Below are 20,193 nucleotides of genomic sequence, written 5' to 3' on the forward strand. Positions count from 1 at the left end.
GGCGGGCCGGGGGGGGTGCGGGGCGGGCCCCCCCCCCGCGCCCCCCTCGGGGCCGCCCCGCCCCCGCGGCGCGCGCCCCCCCCGCGGCGATGCCGTCCTGCGGTTTCGCAACGTCATCGGGTCCGGGCGGGCCCGGAACTACAACCAATCATCCCCACATGCCGCTCGGGATGCCACCCACGTACATCCCGAGCGGGTGAGCAAGGGGCCGCCGGTCAGTGACCCTGACCCTGGCGCGGTCCGTGCTGGCCCTGACCCTGGCCCTGACCCTGGCCCTGACCCTGACCCTGACCCTGACCCTGACCCTGGCCCTGACCCTGACCCTGACCCTGACCCTGGCCCTGACCCTGGCCCTGGCCCTGGCGCGGTCCCTGCTGGCCCTGGCCCTGGCCCTGGAAGGGTCCGCGGTGGTCGCCGTGACCCCGGTGGTCGTCACGGCCGTGGCCGCGGTCGTCCCCGTGACCCCGGTGGTCGTCACGCCCGTGACCACGGTCGTCGCCGTGACCCCGGTGGTCACCGTGACCACGGTCGTCGCCGTGACCTCGGTCGTCGCCGTGACCCCGGTGGTCACCGTGGCCGCGGTGGTCGTCACGGCCGTGGCCGCGGTCGTCCCCATGGCCCCGGTGGTCGTGACGGCCGTGGCCACGGTCGTCCCAGTGCCCGCGGTTGTCGTCACGGTCGTAGTGCCGGCTCCAGGAGACGCTGTCGATGAAGCGGCCGCGCTCGGTACGCAGCGTGGCCGTGTCGGAGCGGTTGTCCCAGACCTCGTTGCGGCGGTCCTGGTAGAGGTCGCGGCTGGTGTCACGGCCGTAGCCGGTGTGAACGCGGACGGTGGCACGGCCGGCCAGACGGTAGTCGTCGAACGTGTAGCGGTTGCCGTCACGGTCCGACAGCGTCCAGCCGTCCAGGTTGATCCCGTGGCGCCCCGCGTTGGTGATTTCCACCCACTCCGCGTTCAGAGAACGAGCGGAGCGGTCGTCAAAGCCCGGCGCGTCGCTCTGGACCCTGCTGATGGCGACGTGCGTGCGGTCGGCGTGCGGCAGGGCGGCCGCCGAGGCCGACACGGAGGCCGAGCCGACCAGAGCGCCGGCCGCGATGGCCGCGGCCGCCACGCGCCGAGCAGTGACAGACGTGGAAACGGACATGAATGCTCCTCAAGGTTCGAGAGCCGGCACACCCCGTGCGGGCGCCCCTTTCGGGGAACCCGCACGGTGCGACCCTGTGCGAGTCCCGGCCCGGTGGCCGAGGACTCATAACCTGCTGCACATCCCCGCCCAAGACGGCCGACACCCGACCGCTGTTACCAATTACGGACATATCAGTTACAGGCGTCTGTATATGGCCTTTAACTACGGAAAGCTGAAAAATGATGGGTCGCTGTTCTCAACTCCCTTACGCGCACAACATCTAGGGCGTATCGGGCCATGTCGATCGTCAGCACACGTCACCCGCGCGTCACCCGAAAGTGAGTAACACCCTTCCGCCCGAGGCGGGCAGAGACCGGCGTGTCGCACCGGTGGCAAAAGCCGTGGCGGGGCGGAGTGTGCGCTGCCTAGCCTGTGGACATGCCTCACGCCAAGACGTCGTACGTGTGCCTGCCCTGCCGGGCGTCGTACAAGCAGCCGTACGACGGGAACCGGCCCCGGCGGATCTGTCCCCGGTGCGCCGGGGCGCTGATCCACGTGGGGTCGGCCTTCGCCGCGCCCAAGCGCCGGGACACCGCGGCCTGGAGGACACTCTCCGTCCTGCTCCACGCGGGTGTGGGCTTCCACAAGTCCTGCTGCGGCGGGCCCGGTTACCGCCCCCGGACGCTGCGCGAAGTCCGTGAGCGGATGGCGTACGCGCGATGTACCGGGGAGTCCTTCGCCAGGTCGCTCGCACGTCCCGACGTTCCCTGACGGGACGTCTGCTCAGTCCTCCAGGCGGACCGGCATCAGCAGGGAGAACGTGTGCTCGTCGTCGGGCCGTCGGATCGCGATGGGCGCGGTGGGGGCGCCGATCTCCAGGTTCAGCTCGTCGCGGGCCCCGGCGGCGAGCGCGTGCAGCAGGTACTCACGGTTGACGGCGACCTGGTTCTGGTCGCTCCACCGGTCGTCGCCGATGGTCACCGTTCCGTCGCCCGTCACCTTCAGCAGGGTGAGGTCGGCGGCCGTCCCGCCCGGCCCGCTCACGTCGCTCGCGGTGACGGGACCGGTCTCCACCGCCTCCCGGAAGGACCCGGCGACGACCAGGGCCCTGCGGCCGGCCGGCGCCTGGACGAGACGGCGATAGTCGGGGAAGTCGTGGTCGAGGCAGCGGCCGGCCGTCTGTCCGTCTCCGCTCTCCAGCGTCACGCGGTCACCGTCGACGGTGAGCCGCACCGGCTCCTCGCCGCTCAACAGGGCCCGCATCGCGTCCACCAGCGGGCTCGGAACGACGACCTGCACGCGCGTGCCGGCGTGCCCGCCGGTGGCCGCCCGCGCGACGGCCATCCGGTAGCGGTCCGTCGCCACGACGTCGAGCGTCTCGCCCTCGATGTCGAACAGGACACCGGCGAGCGCGGGCAGTTCCGGGTCCCGGCCGGCGGCGAAGCGGACCGCGTCGAGCGCGCCGGCGAGCTCCGGAGCGGAAACGGACAGACCGACGACGGTGGTGCGGGGCGATGTCATGGGTTTCTCCCTGCTGTCGAGTAGTGCTCGGAGCGTGGAGAACTCGTCGCGGGCATCGGACAGCCCCGCCTCGAGGCGGCGCAGATGTGCCTGAAGGAGCGTGCGTACGAGGTCGGTGTCCGCGCCGGACCAGCCCGCGAGCACCAGACGGATGTCCGCGAGCGGCATGGCGGCCCGGCGCAACCGGGCCAGCAGCCGTGCCTCCTCCAGTTGCTCCGGGCCGTACCAGCGGTAGCCGCTCACCGGGTCCACCCAGGCGGGGACCAGCACACCGCCACGGTCGTAGAACCGCAGGGCGCTGACACTCAGTCCGCTGTCCCGGGCCATCTCGCCAATGCTGCGCATCTCGCTCTCCACACCCGGAACCCTGCGACCTCGACCATGTCGAGGGTCAACCCCGGTCCCGCTCGGGCGACTCGACCCGCCCCGCGTCAGGCCGGACAGTCGGCCAGAATTCCCACCGTACCCCAACGGATCATCAGATATCCGGAGCGGTCCCGCTCGGCCACGGCGTAACGGGAGTACGGCCACGCGTCGCCCGCGCTGCCCCGCTGCCGTACCAGAGCCCGGCACGCCTCGCCCGCCGCCATGTCTGCCCAGGCCGCGGCCTGCCGCTGGTTCCACGCCCCGTAGTCCGACCATACGTACAGGGCCGAGTGTCCCGGGTCGAAGCCCATCTTGAGGTCCGCGTTGCCGAGCGCGCGATCCGTGCCGAGCGCCGTCCGCATGCCGTTGGTCCGCTCGATGAGCCTCCGGGTGGCGCGGTCCGCGACTCCGATCTCGGCGCTGTCGGTACTGGGAATCATGGCCTGGCCGAGGCCCTGTTCGTCCGGCTCCCACACCGGGCCGACACCGGCACGGCTCAGGGTGTCGTCGTCGGCCGACATGCAGCGCGCGTCGGCGAGGAAGTCGTCGTCCCAGGTCACCAGCGGGTCGCGGCCCGGCGCTTCCTTCACCATGACGAAGGCGTGGTACGGCAGATCCGGGTGCAGCCCCCGCACGACGTTGCGCAGCGTCCGGCACATCAGACCGGCGACCTCCGTCTCCGCGTACATCGTTCCCGGTTCGTCGGAGGTGAGCCGGTACGAGAGGTAGACCTCCCCGCGCGAGGCGTGGAACCTCACGGTTCTCGGGGCGAGGTCGATGGCGTCGCCGAGTCGCTGGACGAGAACTCCCTGGTCGCGCAGGACGGCACGGGCCACGTCGTGCTCGCCCTCGCCGCGCGCCGGCCGCGCTTCGGCCCAGCTCTCCACACTCGCCGGGCGGCCGCTCGTGGACTGCTCCCGCCGTTCCGCCGTACTGGCCCTCGTCTTCGCGTCCGTGCCCAGGGTCGTTCCGGACGGCTGCGGGATCGCGGCCGGAGAGGAAATGGGAGCGGAGGAAGCGGGGGTGGAGGCGACGGGACCGGAGGAAGCGGGAACGGAGGCGGTGTTCGAGGTTCCGTGACGGTCGCCCTCGGGCTTGCCGGGCATGAGGGCCACCACTCCGCCCGCGATACCCCCGATGACCGCCGCCGCGACGACGAGCATGCCCGCCCACGGCTTGCGTCCACGCTTCGCGGGCCGCGGCCACGCCGGATCGTTCACGGGAGGCATGTCCCAGACCGCGGTGATCATGTCCTCCGCCCGCGTGAACAACGTGTCGGCGCGCATCGCCTGGATGAGCTGCGCGGCCAGGAGCTCGAAGCACTCCTCCGCGGCGTCGGCGGCCTGGGGACGGTCCCCCGGCTGCTTGGCCAGTGCCCCGCGCACGATCTCGCGCAGGGGCAGGGGGACGCCGTCCAGATCGGGTTCGCCCGACGTCACGCGGAACGCGACCGCGTCGGACGCGCCCGTCCCGAAAGGTGACTTGCCGGTGGCCGCGTACGCCACGAGCGCGCCCCAGGCGAACACGTCGCTCTCGGGCCCCGCGTCTCCCGTCCGGTACTGCTCGGGGCTGATCCAGCCCGGGGTGCCGGTCGTGGCTCCCGGACGGGTGGCCCGGGTGTCGTCGTCGGCGTGCGCGATGCCGAAGTCCAGGACGCGGGGTCCGGAGGGCGTGAGGATGACGTTCTGCGGTTTCACGTCGCGGTGCACCACGCCGGCCTCGTGGACGGCGGCCAACGCCTGCGCGGTGGCGGCCGCGAAGGCGTACAGACTGGGTCCGGTGACCCGTCCTTGGGCGAACACCTGCTGGTTCAGTGTCGGCCCGGCGACGTATTCGGTGGCGAGCCACGGGGTGGCGGCGTTCGCGTCGGAGGAGAGCAGCGGGACCAGATAGGGGCCGGTGACACGGGAGGACATTTCCACTTCGCGCCGGAAACGGGCCCTGAAATGCGGGTCTTGGGCCTGCGAGGGGTGAATCACCTTCACCGCCACGCGCGTTCCGTCGGAGGCTACTCCGGCATGGACGGTACCCATGCCTCCGGCGCCGAGACGACCGACGATCCGGTACGGACCTATTCGGGAGGGATCGCCGGCCTGAGCCGGCTGGACTCTTCCGGAGGATCCGGATTCGCTCACTGATGGTTCCTTCGTGCGGGACTGAACGGTCGAGCAGGTGAAGAGGCGAAGAGGTGACGGGTGCTCGGGGGCGGTCCCGGGTCCCAGCAGGTTGCCCCGACATGCCGTCTGGGTGACTTCCCGTCCGGATGTTATGCGCTCCCCCGCATCCTGGGTAGAGAAACCCCTGATCAGACGGCGGACTGTCACGTGCCGGGTGACGAGACGCTTGCGGACCGTGTCGCGGACGCGGCCCCCAGCAGACCTTCTCCCGACCTCGATCCGTTCAACTGGCTTACCAGAAAGCCCTGTTGAAGGTGAACTGGTCTCCGGAGCCGGCCGGCGGGCACGGTGGAACCGTCCGGCCCAAGGGAGCCGGGCACAGGTCGGAGCGGAGGCGTGGCCCGGACGTGCCCCCGATCCCGTCCCGGTCGACAATGGGCGTACGGCGGGGACGGGCCCGGGGAGGCGCCGGGGAAGGAACGTCCATGCCGAAGCGGCCCCTCTCCTCCGGTCGCGTACGGGCCGCGCGGCAGTCCGCGCGGGTCACGGTCGCGACCGCAGCGGGCTTCTACTCGGCGCTCTACCTACTGGACCAACCGGTCGTCGCCGTCTACGCCCTCTTCGCGCCGATCGCGCTCGGCGTCCTCTCCCCGATCCCGGGCGGCGGCCGGGACCGGGCGCGGACCATCCTGTTCGCGCTGCCGGCGGCCGTGGCGCTGACGGCCCTCGGCACCGCTCTCGCCGTGACGACCGCGTCCGCCGTCGCGGGGATGCTGGTGATCGGCTTCGCCATCTCCTTCATCTCCGCGTACGGACCCGCCGCGGCGGGTGTGGTCCCGGGACTGCTGCTCTTCTACGTACTGGCGTGCTTCCCGCCGTACGAGCCGGACACCCTGCCCCAGCGCCTCGGCGGCCTGCTGGCCGGTGTCGTCCTGCTGGTCCTGTGCGAACTGCTGCTCCTGCCCGCCCCGTCCGTTCAGCCGTACCGCGCGCGGATCGCCGCCGCCCTGGATCTCGCGTCCGCTTCGGCGCTCGCGTTCGCCCAGGGGCACCGGCACGCTCCCGAGCGGGCCCGGCGCCTGCGCGAGGAAGGGCTCGGGCTGCGTCTGTCACAGGCGCCACCGGCCTCGCGTCCGACGGGGGCGGGCCGCACCGACCGCGGACTCGCGCAGGCCGGATCCGCGACACGGCGGGTACTGAACCAGCTCGCCCGGATGGCCGAGCGGCCGGACTCCGCGACAGCCGCCGATCCGCCCTCCGATGCGTTGCTGCGCGGTGTCGCGGACGGCTGCGCCGCGACGGCGGGCGCTCTGCGGGGCGCACGCGCCGTGCCGGCGCCCGAGTCCCTGGAGGAGATGGTCGCCGACTTCGTCGCCGTCCGCGGACATCCGTCCGGTACCGGGCTCGCCGGCGACGCCAAAGCCCCGCAGCGGCTGCTGGAATTCCGCTCCGGCCTGCTGGTCGCGGCGGACTCCGCCCTGACCGCGCAGGCGGCGGTGGCCGTGGCGATCGGCGGGCGCCGCGACTCGGCGGGGCTGCCGCCCGAACAGTTCTGGTACGCGAGGCCCTCCACGACACGGCTCCTGGTACTGCGTCTGACCGGCAACCTCACCCTGCGGTCGGTCCTGTTCCAGAACGCCGTACGCACCGCCGTGGGCCTCGGCGCGGCCCGGCTCGTGGCCGGGGCGCTGGACCTTTCGCACGGTTTCTGGGTGCTGCTGGCCGTGCTGACGCTCGGGCGCACCACCGCGGGAGCGACCTGGTCCACGGTGCGCTCGGCGGCGGTCGGCACGCTGGTGGGCGCGCTGGCCGCCGGGGTGCTGATCTTCGAGGCCGGCGGCCATGTCGAGGTGTACGCCGCCGTGCTGGTGCCGGCCATGTTCGTGGCGTTCTCGGTGGGACCGATCGCGGGACCGGCCTGGGCGCAGGGCCTGTTCACCCTGGTCGTGTCCGCCGTCTTCAGCCAGCTCGCCACGGCCGACTGGCGGCTGGCGGAGACACGGCTGCTCGATGTCCTCGCGGGCTGCACGATCGGACTGGTGTGCGGCGTGCTCGCCTGGCCCGCCGGAGCCCACGCCGAGGTGCGGCGCGGTGTGGCCGACGTGCTGCGTTCCGCGGGGCCCTTGGTGCAGGCCACCGTGTCCGCCGTGGTCCGCGCGTCCGGGGCGTCCGGCGTATCCGGGGCGTCCGGCTCCGCCGGCGATCCGCCTTCCCGGCGCCGTGCCGCCGAGGAGGCTCTACGGCTGACCCGGCACCGGCTCCGTATCGCCGAGGGGGCCTACGCGCAGTACCGGACGGAGGGCGGCAGGGACCCTGTCGACAGCGGACCGGACTGGCATCTGGCGCTCAGCTGCGTCTCCCACGCGGTGATCGGATCGCATTGGCTGCCCCGGCTGGCGTACGGTCCGGCGCCGCCCGAAGCGGTCCGGTGGGCGAACGAGTCGGCCGGGCGACTGGCCGCCGCGATGGACAGCGCGGCGGCCTTCCCGCCCGATGGCGTCCGGGCGTCACCGGTACCCCTTCCGCACGAGGTCGTCTCCGCCGCCCCGGCTCCCGTACTGCCCGAACTGGTCGACGTCGACACCTGGCTGCGGACCCTCGCGGCGGAGCTGACGGCGATCGGCGGGAGCGGTCCGGACGGGCCGCCGCCCGCGGTCCGTGGTGACGGAACACGACCGGCAGGCGGCCGCGACGCCACGGCGGGCAAGGGAGGGTGACAGAGCCGGACCGCCGGGAGGAGGGTTCCTCAGGGGGTGCGTCCGATGAACCCGAGCAGCCGCGTCTGTACGTCGGCGCTCTCCGGGACCTCCACCCGCGGCCCGTACTGCCCGCTCTGTCGCAGCACCTCGTCCAGCGGCAGCATGCCGTCGAGCAACCGGGCGCACATGGCGGGGTCGAGGCGTTCGTCCTGACCGCTGGCCCGTGCCAGGTCCCAGGTGTGCATGAAGACGTCGGCGGTGTAGAAGCGGTCGACCGCCTGGTCCAGCGGGACCTCCCCGATGTGCGGGTTCGACAGGACCTTGTGCGCCGTCGCCGGATCGTCGAGCAGTGCCTGCACCCCGTCGCTGTGCACCGTCCAGGCCTTCACCGGGTCGTCGTCCACGGAGGGTCCCTTCGGCAGTTCGACCCCGGCGCCCGACTTCAGGAAATCGGGGAACCACTCGACCAGGTGGCGCACCACATCGCGGGCGACCCACCCCTCGACCGGCGCGGGGTGGTCCCAGGCCTCGGGGCGCACTCCGCGCACCCGTTCCGTGAACTCCCCGGCGATGGTGCGGTGCTCGTCGGCTGCGCTTGTCATGATCTGAGGCCTTCCGTCTCGGTTCGTGATCCGGGGTTTCCGCTCGGGCTGCCGCCGAGCAGTTCGTCGAGGCGCTCATGGCCCTCGGTCACACCGCGTCGCATGCCGCTTCTGATCATCGCGTCGCGGGCGTCGACGGACGCCATGAGCGAGGTGGTGGTGACCCGGGTCCGGCCGCCGAGGTCCTCGAAGAGGGTGGTCTCCAGGCTGACGCCGTCCGGGAAGCCGTCGTAGGCGAAGGTCTGCACGATGCGCTCGTCGCGGCGCACCTCGTGGAACACCCCGCGGAAGCCGTACTCCGTTCCGTCGTCCTCGCGGTGCACATAGCGGTACGAGCCACCGGTGCGCGCCTCGTACACGTCGATGCGCATGGTCAGCCGGCGCGGGCCGAGCCACCGCACGACGAGATCGGGGTCGGTGTACGCCCTGAACACACGCTCCGGAGGTGCGTCGAACTCGCGGGTGATGAGGATGGTGGGCAGCACCGGGTCGGCCTCGATCCGGGTCTCGCGCCGGTCGCCGCGGTGCGCGGTGCTCACGATGCCGCCTTCTTCCCCGAGGTGTCTTCTCCTGGCTGGTCCGCCATCTGTCCGAGGACGGCGTCGAGCCGGCGGAAACGGTCCTCCGCCTCGCGGCGGTAGCGTTCGATCCATTGCGTCATCAGGTCGAGGACCTCGCCTTCGAGATGGCAGGGCCGACGCTGGGCGTCCCTGCTGCGGCTGACCAGACCGGCGTCCTCCAGCACTCTGATGTGCTTGGACACGGCCTGCACCGTCACGTCGTACGGCTCGGCCAGTTCGTTGACCGTGGCGTCCGCCGTGGCCAGCCTGGCCACGATGTCGCGCCGCGTCGGGTCGGCCAGGGCCGAGAACACCCGGGACAGCCGGTCGTCGGGCACCTCTCACCTCACGTAATCAACCAGTCGGTTGAATAACCGTACGCCGGGCCGACGGCTTAGTCAACCAACTGGTTGAGTAAGCCGGCCGAGTAGGGCGTGCCGAGTAAGGAGTGCTGCGTACGGCGTGCTGGGTACGGCGTGCTGGGTACGGCGTGCTGAGTACGGCGTGCTGAGTACGGCGTGCTGAGTACGGCGTGCCGGTCCGCTCCTCGCGACCGTCACCGATCGCGCTTCACCCGGATGTCAGTCCTTCGCGGGTACCGGCTCCAGGACCGCGAACTCGGCGGGCCCGACCGCGAGCATGCCGTCGGTCAGCGGGCGGCAGCGGATCCCGCCGCCGTCGCGCAGCGCCCGTCGTGCGCCGGGACCGAGCGTGGCGTCCATCCAGGCGCAGGGCCTGGCGGCACTGCGTACGGCGAGGACCACGGGGCCGGTGCCGCAGTCCAGGGAGATCGTCGCGCCGACCAGGGAGTCGATGTCCACCCCGCGGAGCAGAACGTTGCGCCGGGTCAGTCCGAGGTCCGCCTCCGTGGCCCGTCCCGGCGGAAAGCGTTCGGCGGCCATGAGGGTGACCGACGCGTTGCGATGGGCCGGATGGTTGAAGTAGCGGTCTCCGACGATCCCGAGTCCGGCGCGCACCTCTGCGGTCGTCACCAGGTCCGCGTCGGGCAGCGGCGGCACTCCGTCGCCCGGGCGGCCCTCGAACCGGTGCACGGGCGAGACCAGTAGCTGAAGGATTTCCACACGCCCCATCTCATCGAGCGTAGGGGACGACGTCCGCCTGACACGGGGACAGCGCGCGTGACAGGGTCGGCGGTGATCGAAGACGACAGCGGCAAAGGGGCTTCCGTGGACACGCGAACGTGGGACACGCTGGTCAGCTCGATGAAAAGCACCTACGTCAAGGGGGTGCGCGAGGGTGCGGTGCCTCGGCCGGTGATCATGCCGCTCGTGCGGGGCGAGCTGGTCGGGCTGGTCTGGGTGCGCCCGACCGAGCCCGGCGCCGACGCGCTCACCGGCATCGCGGCGCTGTCGAACATCGCCGCGGCGGCCGGAGCGGACGAGGTCGTCCTGGCCTGGGAGACCCAGGAGGTCGCCATGGCCTGTGAGCTGCCCGTCGTCGGCCCCTCCCCGTGTCTGAACATGGTCCGCGCCACCCCGGACGGGCATGTGCTGCACCAGTTCCCCTACACGGAGGAGTCCTCGTCCTCGTCCGCCGGTACCGCGGAGGAGGACGCGACCGCGCTCGACTGGGTTCAGGCCCCCGCGCCGCGACCGGACGGCGAACTGCCACCCCCGGTCAAGGCGGCCGTGGAGTACGCGTTCACCCCGATGGAGCTGGACCATCCCAACCCTTTCGGCGTCACCGTCGTCCTCATGGAAGAGGACGGCTACACCGTGCGCCTGACCGACGTCTTCGACCACTGAAGATTCCCACGCGCCGCGCCTGCTCCGCTTCCGGCCCCTAGGCTGACCGGGCGCGGCAAAGTTCCGCGCGCCCTCAGCGGGCGGTCCGTGATCGCAGCACAGGAGGAACCGTGTCCGGTCAGTTCGAGGCGACAACCGAGATCAACCGCCCCGTCGAGGAGGTCTTCGCCTACCTCGCCGCCGGCACGAACGACCCAGACTTCAGCCCGCGGGTGCAGACGATCACGAAGACTCCGGAGGGCCCGACGGCCGTCGGCACCGTCTTCACCAGCACGGTCAAGGACGCCGGCATGAAGACGGGCCGGAAGTTCCGGATCACGGAGTTCGAGCCGTCCCGCCGGATCCGCTGGGCGGAGATCTCGAAGAACACCGTCATGGCGGCGGAGGGCGGCTACGACTTCGAGTCCACCGGCGCCGGGACCACCCGGGTGCGGATCTTCAACGTCCTGGAAGGGCACGGCATCGGCAAGCTCCTGGTGGGCTTCGCGCTGAGCGCGGCCCGCAAGGACGCGGACGCCTTCGGCCGGCGGATCAAGGCGGCCGTCGAGGCCTCCTGACCCCGGCGGATCCAGGGAGCCCCCCGGCACCCGGCGGATCCAGCGTCACGCCGTCACCGCGGCGCGCGCCCCGGGGGTTCCGGCTCGGGGCGCGCCCGCAGTTCGGTGATCACGGACCATGCGACCGACACCATCGGTACCGCCACGACGGCCCCGGTCACACCGGCCAGGATGCTCCCCGCGATGACGGAGACGGCCACGACCACGGGATGCAGCCGGACCGCCCAGCTCATGACCAGCGGGTGCAGGACGTGACCCTCGATCTGGCCGATCACGACGATCAGGGCGAGCACGATGATCGCGACGACCGGCCCCTTGCTGGCCAGCGCGACGACCGTGGCCACGCCGAGCGCGACGGGCGAGCCCACCAGGGGGATGAACGCGGCGAAGAACTCCAGGAGCGTGAGCGGCAGCGCCAGCGGGACGCCCAGGACGGTGAGGGCGATGCCGACGAGTACGGCGTTGGTGGCCGCCACGATGATGATGCCGCGTGTGTAGCCGGCGAACGTCCGCCAGGCCGCCCGGCCGCCGCGGTCCCACGGGTCCCGCACGCTCTCCGGCATCAGCTCCTGGAACCAGCGCCAGTACCTGTCCCCGGAGCGGATGAAGAAGAGCGAGCAGAACAGCCCCAGCACCAGGCCGGTGACGAACTCCACCGCGCGGCCGGCGCCGCTGAGGGCGCTGCTGATCACCACGGAACGGTGTTCGGAGACGAACGTGGCCACCTTGCCCTGGAGGTTCGACAGCACCGCGTGACTCAGATGGAAGGGTGAGCCCTCCAGCCATCGTTCGATCCGGCCCAGTCCCCCGGCGAACTCGTGGCCCAGGTCGCCGGACTCGCTCGCCACGACACCGCCGACCAGCGCCATCACGCCGAGCACCAGCACGATGCTTCCCAGGATGCTGATGATCACCGCCACGGTCCTCGGCAGGCGCCGCGCCAGCAGGTCCGCGAGGGGACGCAGGACGGCCGTCACGACGAGCGCGAGGAACAGGGCCACGGCGACCAGTTGCAGCCTGCCCAGGAGGACGAAGACCGTGTAGCCGACCACGCCGACGACGATCAGCCGCCACGCGTAGGCCGCGGCCACCCGCAGCCCGCGATGCACCAAGGCGCCCTGGTGGTCTCCGGTGCCGTACCGCCCGTCCGCGGCGGCCGTACGGGCCCGCGTGACCGTCCGGACGCCACGGGAGGAACGATTCCCGAAGGCGTGACGCGTCCGGCGCCCGCCGCGACCCGCGCCGGGCTCGCCCGGCCGCCGGTGGGGACGACGCGATCCGGCGTTCACCTGTGTGCCACCGTCCTCCCGTCGTCGTGCCCGCCCGCCCCGCGCAGCCGGGCGGGGACCGCCGCGCGGCCTCGGGACGCGGGCGACCCCGGGCCGTCGATCACGCGGGCGTCCTCGCCAGCGTGGAGTCGCGCACCCCACCCCGCAACCCGGGAGACACACGGTCCCCGGCGGTCGCCGTCTCCGGCCCGGGGCTCTCCCGCCGACGCATCACCCCTTTAATGTCATTTGCGGCATTCGCCCCTATATTGGGTCTGTGATCAGGCGGCTGGACCTACTCGAGACCGCTGACGACGGCATCACGGAAAGCGAGGTCTTCCGGCTCGCCCTTCAGCACTCCATCGCGGAGCTGGGCTGCGTCGGCGGGGCCGTCTACCTGCGGGGCCCGATGTCGGCCCTGCGTCTGGTTTCCTCCACCGGACTGCCGTCGTCGGTCACCCGCGCCTGGGAGATCGTCGACCAGGACGGACCCACGGCCACCGCCCGCGCCGTGCGCTCCGGTGAGCACGTATGGGTGGCCGCGCTCCCGTCCGACGTGGAGGAACCCACCGCGCCGCTGCTCTCACGGTCCGGCTGGTTCGCCGTGCCCCTGGTCCACGAGGGCCGTGCCATCGGCGCGATCACCTGTCTCACCGGTGACAACGAGGAGCCCACACCCGATCAGCGGGCGTTCCTCGGCGCGGTGGCCGACTGGACCATGAACCGGCTGCAGAAGATGCCGGCGCCGGAGCGCATGCGTACCGACCTCGACGCCACTCCGGTCGGCTCGTGGGAGTGGGACGTACGCACCGGCGAGCTGCAGTGGGATCAAGTGGCCATGAAGGTCTACCAGACCGATCCGGGACAGTTCGTGCCCGGTGTCGAGACCTGGATGAAGGTGGTCCACCCCGACGACCTCGCGAGCACCCTGGCCGCCGCCGAACGCACCATCCGCACGCACGCGCCGTTCGAGGCCGAGTACCGGGTCCGGCGCAACGACGGTGGCTACACCTGGACACGCGCCTCCGGTCATGTCGTGCTCGACGACGAGGGCCAGGTCGCGCGCATCGTCGGCAAGGGCTGGGCGAGCGACGAGGCACGCTCGACCCGCGACGCGCTCAGCCGTGCCCTGCAGCACATGAGCGACGCCTTCCTGTCCGTGGACGACGACTGGCGGATCACCTTCGCCAACCTGGAGGCGGAACGCATTCTCGGTACGTCCGGCGAGCAGCTCCTCGGCCGGGACCTGTGGGACCTGCCCGCCCTGAGCCATGTGCCGGATCTGGAGGACACGTGCCGCCGCGGTGCCGCGCGGTCCACGGCGGCGGCCTTCGACATCACGCTGGCCGACACCGGGCGCCGTTACGACCTGCGCATCGTCCCCGTCCCCGGCGGTCTGACGGTGTACTTCACCGATGTCACCGACCGCCGTCGCCGTGAGGCCGAGCAGGCGGCGGCCGTCCGCGCCGCGGCCGAGCGCGCGAGCCGGACGGCGGAACTGACCACGCAGCTCGCGGCGGCGACCACCTCCGAGGACGTGGTGACCGCCGTCGCCCAGCGTGTCCTGCCGCCGTTCGGCGCCCAGGGCCTGCTCGTTCTCGTCATCGAGGACCAGAAGCTGGTGCACATCGGGTCCGTCGGATACCCGGACTCCTTTCTGCGGCGGATGCACGGGGAACACGGCAGGGATCTGGAGGACGCCGGCCCGGCCGGGGAGGCGATCCTGACCGGCGGACCCCGTTTCTACTCGTCTCGCGAGGAATGGGTCACGGCCTTCCCCGACGCCGAGAGCCTGCCGCCCACCGGCATGGAGGCCTGGGCCTTCCTCCCTCTGACGGCCTCCGGCCACACCTTCGGCGTGTGTGTCATCGCCTTCGACACCAGACGGCACCTCACGCCGGAGGAACGCACGCTCCTCATCGCCATCAGCGCCCTGGTGGCGCACGCGCTGGAACGGGCACGGCTCTACGAGGCCGAGCTCACCCGCTCCGAGGAACTCCAGCAGGCACTGCTGCCCCGGGGGCTGCCCACGGTTCCCGAGGCGACCGCCGCGGCGCGCTATCTGCCGGCCGGGCAGAGCCTGGACGTGGGCGGGGACTGGTACGACCTGATCCCGCTGTCCGCGGGCCAGGTGGCCCTGGTCGTCGGGGACGTGATGGGCCACGGTCTGTCCGAGGCCGCGACCATGGGGCGGCTGCGCACCGCGCTGCACACACTGGCCGCCCTGGAGCTGCCCCCCGACGAGATCATGGGCCACCTGAACGACATCGTGGGCGGCCTCGGCGACCACGCGTACGCGACCTGTCTGTTCGCGCTGTACGACTCCACCGACGGATCGTGCACCGTGGTGCGGGCGGGTCACCCGCCGCCGCTCGTCGTCCGGCCGGACGGAAGCACCGAATTCCCCGAGATCGCCGTCAACCCTCCCCTGGGCGCCGCGTTCCCTCCCTTCGAGACGACGGAACTGGAACTGCCCGCGGAGAGCCTTCTGGTCCTCTACACCGACGGGCTCGTGGAGTCACCGCAGCGGGACATCGACCAGGGCATGGCCCAGCTCGCCGGTCTGCTCGGAGGTGCGGCGGGGTCTCCCGATCCGGAGGACCTGTGCGACTCCGTGACCGAGGGGCTGCTCCCGGGCGGGCCCACCGCCGACGACGCCGCCCTGCTGATCGCGCGCCTGCACCATGTGGCCGACCGGCAGGTGGCCTCCTGGGCGCTGCCGGAGGGCCCGGAGGCCGCGGGTGAGGCCCGTCGCCATGTACGCGAGCAGCTCGCCCAATGGCACCTGGACGACCTGGTCATGACGACGGAGCTGCTGGCCAGCGAGCTCGTCGGGAATGTCATCCGGCACGCCAGCGGCCCCATCGGCCTTCGCCTCCTGTGCAGTGGGACGCTGGTCTGCGAGGTGTCCGACGCGAGTCTGACGATGCCCCGCATCCGCCGGGCCACGGACACCGACGAGGGGGGCCGCGGGCTCCAGCTCATCAACGCCCTCTGCGAGCGCTGGGGCAGTCGCTACACCCCGGACGGCAAGGCCATCTGGACCGAACAGGCCCTTCCCGACGCCTCGGAAGCGCCCGGCGAGGATTCGGATCAGGACTTCTCGAGCCGGCCGTAAAGCCCGGAGAGCCCCCGCGGGCAGCGTATCGACCACGCCACGGGGGCACTACGGGGAGGCTGTTGATCCGACGTCAGCTGCGCGCGAATTCCAGCAGGTCGGCGTTGAACACCTCGGCGAACTTCGGCACCATCGCGAGGCCGTGGGGAGCACCCGGGTACACCTTGTAGACGGCGTCCTTGACGATCTTCGAGGACTTGTCGCCCGCGGCCACGATGGGAACGATCTGGTCGTCGTCGCCGTGCACGATGAGGGTGGGGACGTCGATCTTCTTGAGGTCCTCGGTGAGGTCGGTCTCGGAGAACGCCTTGACGCAGTCGTAGGCGCCCTTGATGCCGACGGTCATGCTCCAGAGCCAGAACTGGTCGCGCGTTCCCTGGGTGACGGTCGATCCGTCCCGGTTGGCGCCGTAGAACGGCGCGCTGAGGTCCTGGTAGTACTGCGACCGGTCGGTCTCAACACCCTTGCGGATCTCGTCGAACACGTCGACCGGCAGACCCTCGGGGTTCTCCGCCGTCTTGAGCATGAGGGGCGGGATCGCGCCGACGAGGACCGCCTTGGCCACCCTGCCGGTGCCGTGCCGGCCGATGTAGCGGGTGACCTCGCCGCCGCCGGTCGAGTGGCCGACCAGGATGACGTCCCGGAGGTCGAGGGCTTCGATGACCGCCGCCAGGTCGTCGGCGTAGGTGTCGAGGTCGTTGCCGTCCCAGGGCTGGCCGGAGCGTCCGCCACCGCGGCGGTCGTGGGCGACGGCCCGGAAGCCGTTGTCCACCATCACCTTCATCTGGGCGTCCCAGGCGTCCGCGGTGAGCGGCCAGCCGTGCGAGAAGACGACCGGCTGACCGGACCCCCAGTCCTTGTAGAAGATCTGCGTGCCGTCCTTGGCGGTGGCGAAGGGCATGAACGGGTCCTCTCGAATCGGTCCGGATCCCGGCGCTTCGCGCGCCGTCGGCGACCTCTCGGGTCCTGCCGACGATGCCGTCGGCCGTACGCCGTCGGGCACGTACACCGACGGCCTCGTACGCCGTCCGCCCGTGCGACAGGGAGATCGGCAGCACGAATCGACCGGAATGAGTACGTTGTCCACCTCACACTAGCCCAGGCGCCACGCGGCGTCGCGGCGGGCGCACACCGCACCCGTGGGCCGGACTGAGCCGTCAGGGCGATCTTGCTTCTCCTGTCGCGTGCGATCGCGACGGTTTCCGTATCTTTCGGTCGCGTCCCGGCGTTGGCGCGGTGTCCGTGTCGATCACCGTATCCGGAGCCAGAGTGCCCGCTCCTCCCGTACCGTCCCCGCCTCCTCGCCTCCTGGCCGAACGGGTGAGGGACCCGTATCCGTACTTCGCCTGGCTGCGCCGGAACGCGCCCGCTCACGCGGACCGCAGGCCCGGTCGGCCCACCGTGTGGCAGATCTCCCGCTACGCGGACGTCCGAGCCCTGTTGACCGACGGGCGGCTGAGCAAGGACCCGGACCGGGTACCGGGTTACGTTCCGGGGCCGCCCGGGCTGAACCGGCATCTGGTCCACGCCGATCCTCCGGACCACACGCGTCTGCGGACGCTGGTGAACGCCGCGTTCGTACCCCGCCGCATCGCCTGTCTCGAACCGTTCATCGCGGACACCGCCGACCGTCTGCTGGACCGGATCGAGCAGGACACCCACGTCGACGTGATCGCGGCCTTCGCGGCTCCTCTCACCTTCCGGATGATCTGCGCGATCCTCGGTGTCCCCGGGGAACTCGACAACGCGGCCACCCGGGACACGCTCATGGCCACGATCGCACCCGATCCTGGCCGGGATCCGGCCCGGGTGGCACGAGATCTGCACGCCCTCCTCGACCGCCTGATCGCCGGAAAGCGAACGAGCGGCGAAAGCAGTGGTGTCGACCTGCTGGGCGCTCTCGTGCGGGCCGGCGACCACAGCGGGGCGATGAGCGAGGAGGAGTTGCGCTCGACCGCCTACCTCCTGCTGCTGGTCGGCCACGACACCACCATGAACCTCATCGGCAACGGCACGCTCGCGCTGCTCCGGAACCCGGACCAGGCGGCCCTCCTCACCGGACCGGAAACCGGCCCGGAGCTCGTCGGCACAGCGGTCGAGGAACTGCTCCGGTACGACTCCCCCGTGCGGGACGCGACCTTCCGGTGCGCCGCCGAACCGATCCGCCTGCACGGTCAGTTGATCGGCAGGGGAGACATCGTCAGCCTCGTGATCGGTTCCGCCAACCGGGACGAGTCCCGTTTCCCCGACGCGGACCGGCTCGTTCTGGGCCGGACTCCCCATGACCATCTCGCCTTCGGCCACGGCCCGCATTTCTGCATCGGTGCCGCTCTCGCCCGTCTCGAAGGCACGGTCGCCTTCCCCCGGTTGCTCGAACGGCTGGGCCCGGTGCGGCTCGCCAAGCCCTACGACGAACTCCCCTGGCGTCCGGCCCGGGTCATGCGCGGGCTGGCCGGACTGCCTGTCGTGCGGATCTGACCCGACCCTGCCCGAAGGCGCGCGTGGCCGCGGGCCCGCGCGCCGAACGACCCCCGACCAGGAGCACATCTCATGGACACAAGTGAACCCGTGGTGATGACGGCCGAACCACGCCCCGGCGTCCTGCTCATCACGTTGAACAGGCCCCACGTCCGCAACGCCGTCGACCGGGTGCTGGCCGCCGCCCTGGACTCGGCCCTCGCCCGGCTGGAGGCCGAGCCGTCTCTGGGTGTCGGCGTCCTTTCCGGGGCGGGCGGCCACTTCTGTTCAGGGATGGACCTCAAGGCCTTCCCGGACCAAGGCGTTCCGCTGATCGCCGACCGCGGGCTCGGCGGACTGACCCGCGCCCGGATCCGCAAGCCGCTCATCGCCGCCGTGGAGGGCGCGGCCGTCGCGGGCGGCTTCGAACTCGCCCTCGCCTGCGACCTCATCACCGCCTCCGACACCGCGTTCTTCGCCCTGCCCGAGGTCGCCCGTGGACTGATCGCCGCCGAGGGCGGCGCCGTCCGCCTCCCCGGCCGGCTCCCTTACCACGTGGCCATGGAGCTGTTGCTGACCACGACTCCCCTGCCGGCCGCCGACGCGGCACGGTACGGGCTCGTCAACCGGCTCACCCCCGAGGGGGGAGCCCTCGACGCGGCGATCGACCTGGCCGAACGTGTCCAGGCCCATTCCCGCGACGCCGTCCACATCACCAAGCGCATCGTCCAGGACACCCGCGGACTCGACGACCACACCGCTTACACCGTCCAGGATCCGCTGAGCGCGCCGGTCTTCACCACCCGCGCCGCCACCGAGGGAGCACGGGCGTTCACCGAGAAGCGACCCCCGGCCTGGAGCCGGTGAGCTGCGTGACGTCCGCCGCCGTCATGTCGCGGGCCGGCCCTCTCCCGGCCCGCCGCCCTGCCCGAACAGGCCGCCGGCCACCACGCCCCGGGTGGAGAACGTGACGGGTTCGCCCGGCAGGAAGTCTCCGGGCGGGATCCCGGGATGGTGGCCTTCGCGGGGCGACGGATGCTCCGAGCGGGGCCCGAGAGCCAGGCGGGAGACGATGCGGTAGCGGTCCCCGCGGTAGATCGAGTGGACGTACTCCACCGGTCGGCCCGAGGCGTCCGAGGTGAGGCGCTCGAACAGCAGCGCCGGGGACAGCTCCGGCACATCGAGCAGTCCCGCCTCGTCACGGGTCAGGACCGTCGGCTCGATCGACTGGACCGCCTCGCTCACCTGGATCCCGTGCCGTTCACCGAGGTGCTCGTACAGGTCGCCGTTCTCCAGTTCGTCACTGGTCAGGTCGGGCACCAGGCCGGCGGGGACGTGCAGGTACTCGATGGCCATGGGTGAGCCGTCGACGAGGCGGAGCCGGACCACGTACCGGATGTCCGCGGCCGGGGAGATGCGCAGCCTGCGGCCCACCCGGGCGCCGGCGGACATCGTGCTGAACTCCAGGAGTCTGCTGGTCCAGGTGCCCGCGGCCCGGGGCAGGCTGAAGTTCCGCCGGTCGGGGACGAGTTCCTGGGTGATCTTCTCGGCGGCCACGAACATGCCCCGTCCGTGCTCACGCACCAGGAGTCCGGCGACCACGAGTTGGTCCACGGCCGCGCGCAAGGTGGGCCGGGACACCGCGAGTTGTGCGCAGAGCGTCCGCTCGGAGGGGATGGCGTCGCCGGGACGGCGTTCCTCGATGAGTTCGAGGATCGTGTCCCGGACCCTTTCCCGCTTGAGTACCGCGCGGGAGGCGGCGGAATCGATCTCCATGCTGGACCCTCGCTCGTCGTCGGTGCCGGCCAACTGGTATGGCCCCTGACCCTAACTGGTCTGCTGGTCCCGGGGGTTCGCTTCCGGCGTGCTCGGCTCCACGGTGACGTATGCCGCCCGCTCTGGCCAACTTCCTTTGAATACAAGGGGGTTGACGGGCTCATTGGTCTATGCCACTTTTCAGGCGACGTCAACTGGTAAGACCCATCGGCCAACTGGTCAAGCACGGCATGTCTCCACGCGTTCCTGAGCACCCCCA

The 20,193-nt window shown here is 71.6% G+C and carries 17 protein-coding genes; 7 read left to right on the forward strand and 10 right to left on the reverse strand.

The genetic code is table 11. The annotated features are described in order from the left end of the window. Positions 1-215: 215 nt before the first annotated feature. Positions 216-1,145: a lamin tail domain-containing protein gene (locus ACFXGX_RS29120; protein WP_384796572.1), complete on the reverse strand. Its 930-nt coding sequence runs from the start codon at positions 1,143-1,145 to the stop codon at positions 216-218. A gap of 420 nt (positions 1,146-1,565) precedes the next feature. Here ACFXGX_RS29120 and ACFXGX_RS29125 point away from each other — a divergent pair, with 420 nt between their 5' ends. Next, the gene (locus ACFXGX_RS29125) at positions 1,566-1,898 is read left to right on the forward strand and encodes a deoxyxylulose-5-phosphate synthase (protein ID WP_384796574.1); all 333 of its coding nucleotides are present in this window, start codon (positions 1,566-1,568) and stop codon (positions 1,896-1,898) included. 12 nt (positions 1,899-1,910) lie between these two features. On the opposite strand, the gene ACFXGX_RS29130 is transcribed toward ACFXGX_RS29125, so the two are convergent. Both ACFXGX_RS29130 and ACFXGX_RS29135 read right to left on the reverse strand, forming a co-directional pair. Beyond that, positions 1,911-2,993, reverse strand: coding sequence for a MerR family transcriptional regulator (locus tag ACFXGX_RS29130; protein ID WP_384796576.1), 1,083 nt, complete (start codon positions 2,991-2,993; stop codon positions 1,911-1,913). Positions 2,994-3,079: 86 nt separating this feature from the next. Beyond that, complete coding sequence (locus ACFXGX_RS29135) at positions 3,080-5,149, reverse strand: serine/threonine protein kinase (RefSeq protein ID WP_384796578.1); 2,070 nt, start codon at positions 5,147-5,149, stop codon at positions 3,080-3,082. Between the two features lie 467 nt (positions 5,150-5,616). Here ACFXGX_RS29135 and ACFXGX_RS29140 point away from each other — a divergent pair, with 467 nt between their 5' ends. Continuing rightward, positions 5,617-7,848: an FUSC family protein gene (locus ACFXGX_RS29140; protein ID WP_384796580.1), complete on the forward strand. Its 2,232-nt coding sequence runs from the start codon at positions 5,617-5,619 to the stop codon at positions 7,846-7,848. 29 nt (positions 7,849-7,877) lie between these two features. On the opposite strand, the gene ACFXGX_RS29145 is transcribed toward ACFXGX_RS29140, so the two are convergent. From ACFXGX_RS29145 to ACFXGX_RS29160, 4 genes are all read right to left on the reverse strand, one after another. Beyond that, a complete protein-coding gene (locus ACFXGX_RS29145) occupies positions 7,878-8,432 on the reverse strand; it encodes a TIGR03086 family metal-binding protein (protein ID WP_384796582.1) in 555 nt (184 codons plus the stop codon). Further along, the gene (locus tag ACFXGX_RS29150; RefSeq protein ID WP_384796584.1) at positions 8,429-8,971 is read right to left on the reverse strand and encodes an SRPBCC family protein; all 543 of its coding nucleotides are present in this window, start codon (positions 8,969-8,971) and stop codon (positions 8,429-8,431) included. The genes ACFXGX_RS29145 and ACFXGX_RS29150 overlap by 4 nt, the downstream gene beginning before the upstream one ends. After that, on the reverse strand, positions 8,968-9,330 hold the full coding sequence (locus ACFXGX_RS29155) for an ArsR/SmtB family transcription factor (protein WP_384796586.1): 363 nt from the start codon (positions 9,328-9,330) through the stop codon (positions 8,968-8,970). The genes ACFXGX_RS29150 and ACFXGX_RS29155 overlap by 4 nt, the downstream gene beginning before the upstream one ends. Positions 9,331-9,573: 243 nt before the next feature. Next, positions 9,574-10,083, reverse strand: coding sequence for a molybdenum cofactor biosysynthesis protein (locus ACFXGX_RS29160; RefSeq protein WP_384796587.1), 510 nt, complete (start codon positions 10,081-10,083; stop codon positions 9,574-9,576). 96 nt (positions 10,084-10,179) lie between these two features. Between ACFXGX_RS29160 and ACFXGX_RS29165 the strand changes: the two genes are divergently transcribed. Both ACFXGX_RS29165 and ACFXGX_RS29170 read left to right on the forward strand, forming a co-directional pair. Continuing rightward, a complete protein-coding gene (locus ACFXGX_RS29165; RefSeq protein ID WP_384796590.1) occupies positions 10,180-10,758 on the forward strand; it encodes a hypothetical protein in 579 nt (192 codons plus the stop codon). A 110-nt stretch (positions 10,759-10,868) separates the two neighbouring features. Continuing rightward, complete coding sequence (locus ACFXGX_RS29170) at positions 10,869-11,315, forward strand: SRPBCC family protein (RefSeq protein WP_384796593.1); 447 nt, start codon at positions 10,869-10,871, stop codon at positions 11,313-11,315. A 53-nt stretch (positions 11,316-11,368) separates the two neighbouring features. Here ACFXGX_RS29170 and ACFXGX_RS29175 read toward each other — a convergent pair whose 3' ends face one another. After that, the gene (locus ACFXGX_RS29175) at positions 11,369-12,424 is read right to left on the reverse strand and encodes an AI-2E family transporter (RefSeq protein WP_384796596.1); all 1,056 of its coding nucleotides are present in this window, start codon (positions 12,422-12,424) and stop codon (positions 11,369-11,371) included. A 436-nt stretch (positions 12,425-12,860) separates the two neighbouring features. Here ACFXGX_RS29175 and ACFXGX_RS29180 point away from each other — a divergent pair, with 436 nt between their 5' ends. Beyond that, complete coding sequence (locus ACFXGX_RS29180) at positions 12,861-15,701, forward strand: SpoIIE family protein phosphatase (RefSeq protein ID WP_384796599.1); 2,841 nt, start codon at positions 12,861-12,863, stop codon at positions 15,699-15,701. 73 nt (positions 15,702-15,774) lie between these two features. Here the strand turns inward: ACFXGX_RS29180 and ACFXGX_RS29185 are convergent, their stop codons facing one another. Continuing rightward, a complete protein-coding gene (locus ACFXGX_RS29185; RefSeq protein ID WP_384796602.1) occupies positions 15,775-16,602 on the reverse strand; it encodes an alpha/beta fold hydrolase in 828 nt (275 codons plus the stop codon). Between the two features lie 419 nt (positions 16,603-17,021). On the opposite strand from ACFXGX_RS29185, the gene ACFXGX_RS29190 reads away from it, so the two are divergent. Both ACFXGX_RS29190 and ACFXGX_RS29195 read left to right on the forward strand, forming a co-directional pair. Further along, the gene (locus tag ACFXGX_RS29190; protein WP_384796605.1) at positions 17,022-18,179 is read left to right on the forward strand and encodes a cytochrome P450; all 1,158 of its coding nucleotides are present in this window, start codon (positions 17,022-17,024) and stop codon (positions 18,177-18,179) included. A 72-nt stretch (positions 18,180-18,251) separates the two neighbouring features. After that, positions 18,252-19,025 (forward strand): crotonase/enoyl-CoA hydratase family protein, encoded by a 774-nt coding sequence (locus tag ACFXGX_RS29195; protein ID WP_384796608.1) that lies wholly within the window; start codon positions 18,252-18,254, stop codon positions 19,023-19,025. Between the two features lie 21 nt (positions 19,026-19,046). Here ACFXGX_RS29195 and ACFXGX_RS29200 read toward each other — a convergent pair whose 3' ends face one another. Next, positions 19,047-19,934, reverse strand: coding sequence for a GntR family transcriptional regulator (locus tag ACFXGX_RS29200; protein ID WP_384796611.1), 888 nt, complete (start codon positions 19,932-19,934; stop codon positions 19,047-19,049). Positions 19,935-20,193: the final 259 nt, after the last annotated feature.

Origin of the sequence: Streptomyces sp. NPDC059371 (genome assembly GCF_042751995.1) — a bacterium.
Classification (GTDB): domain Bacteria; phylum Actinomycetota; class Actinomycetes; order Streptomycetales; family Streptomycetaceae; genus Streptomyces.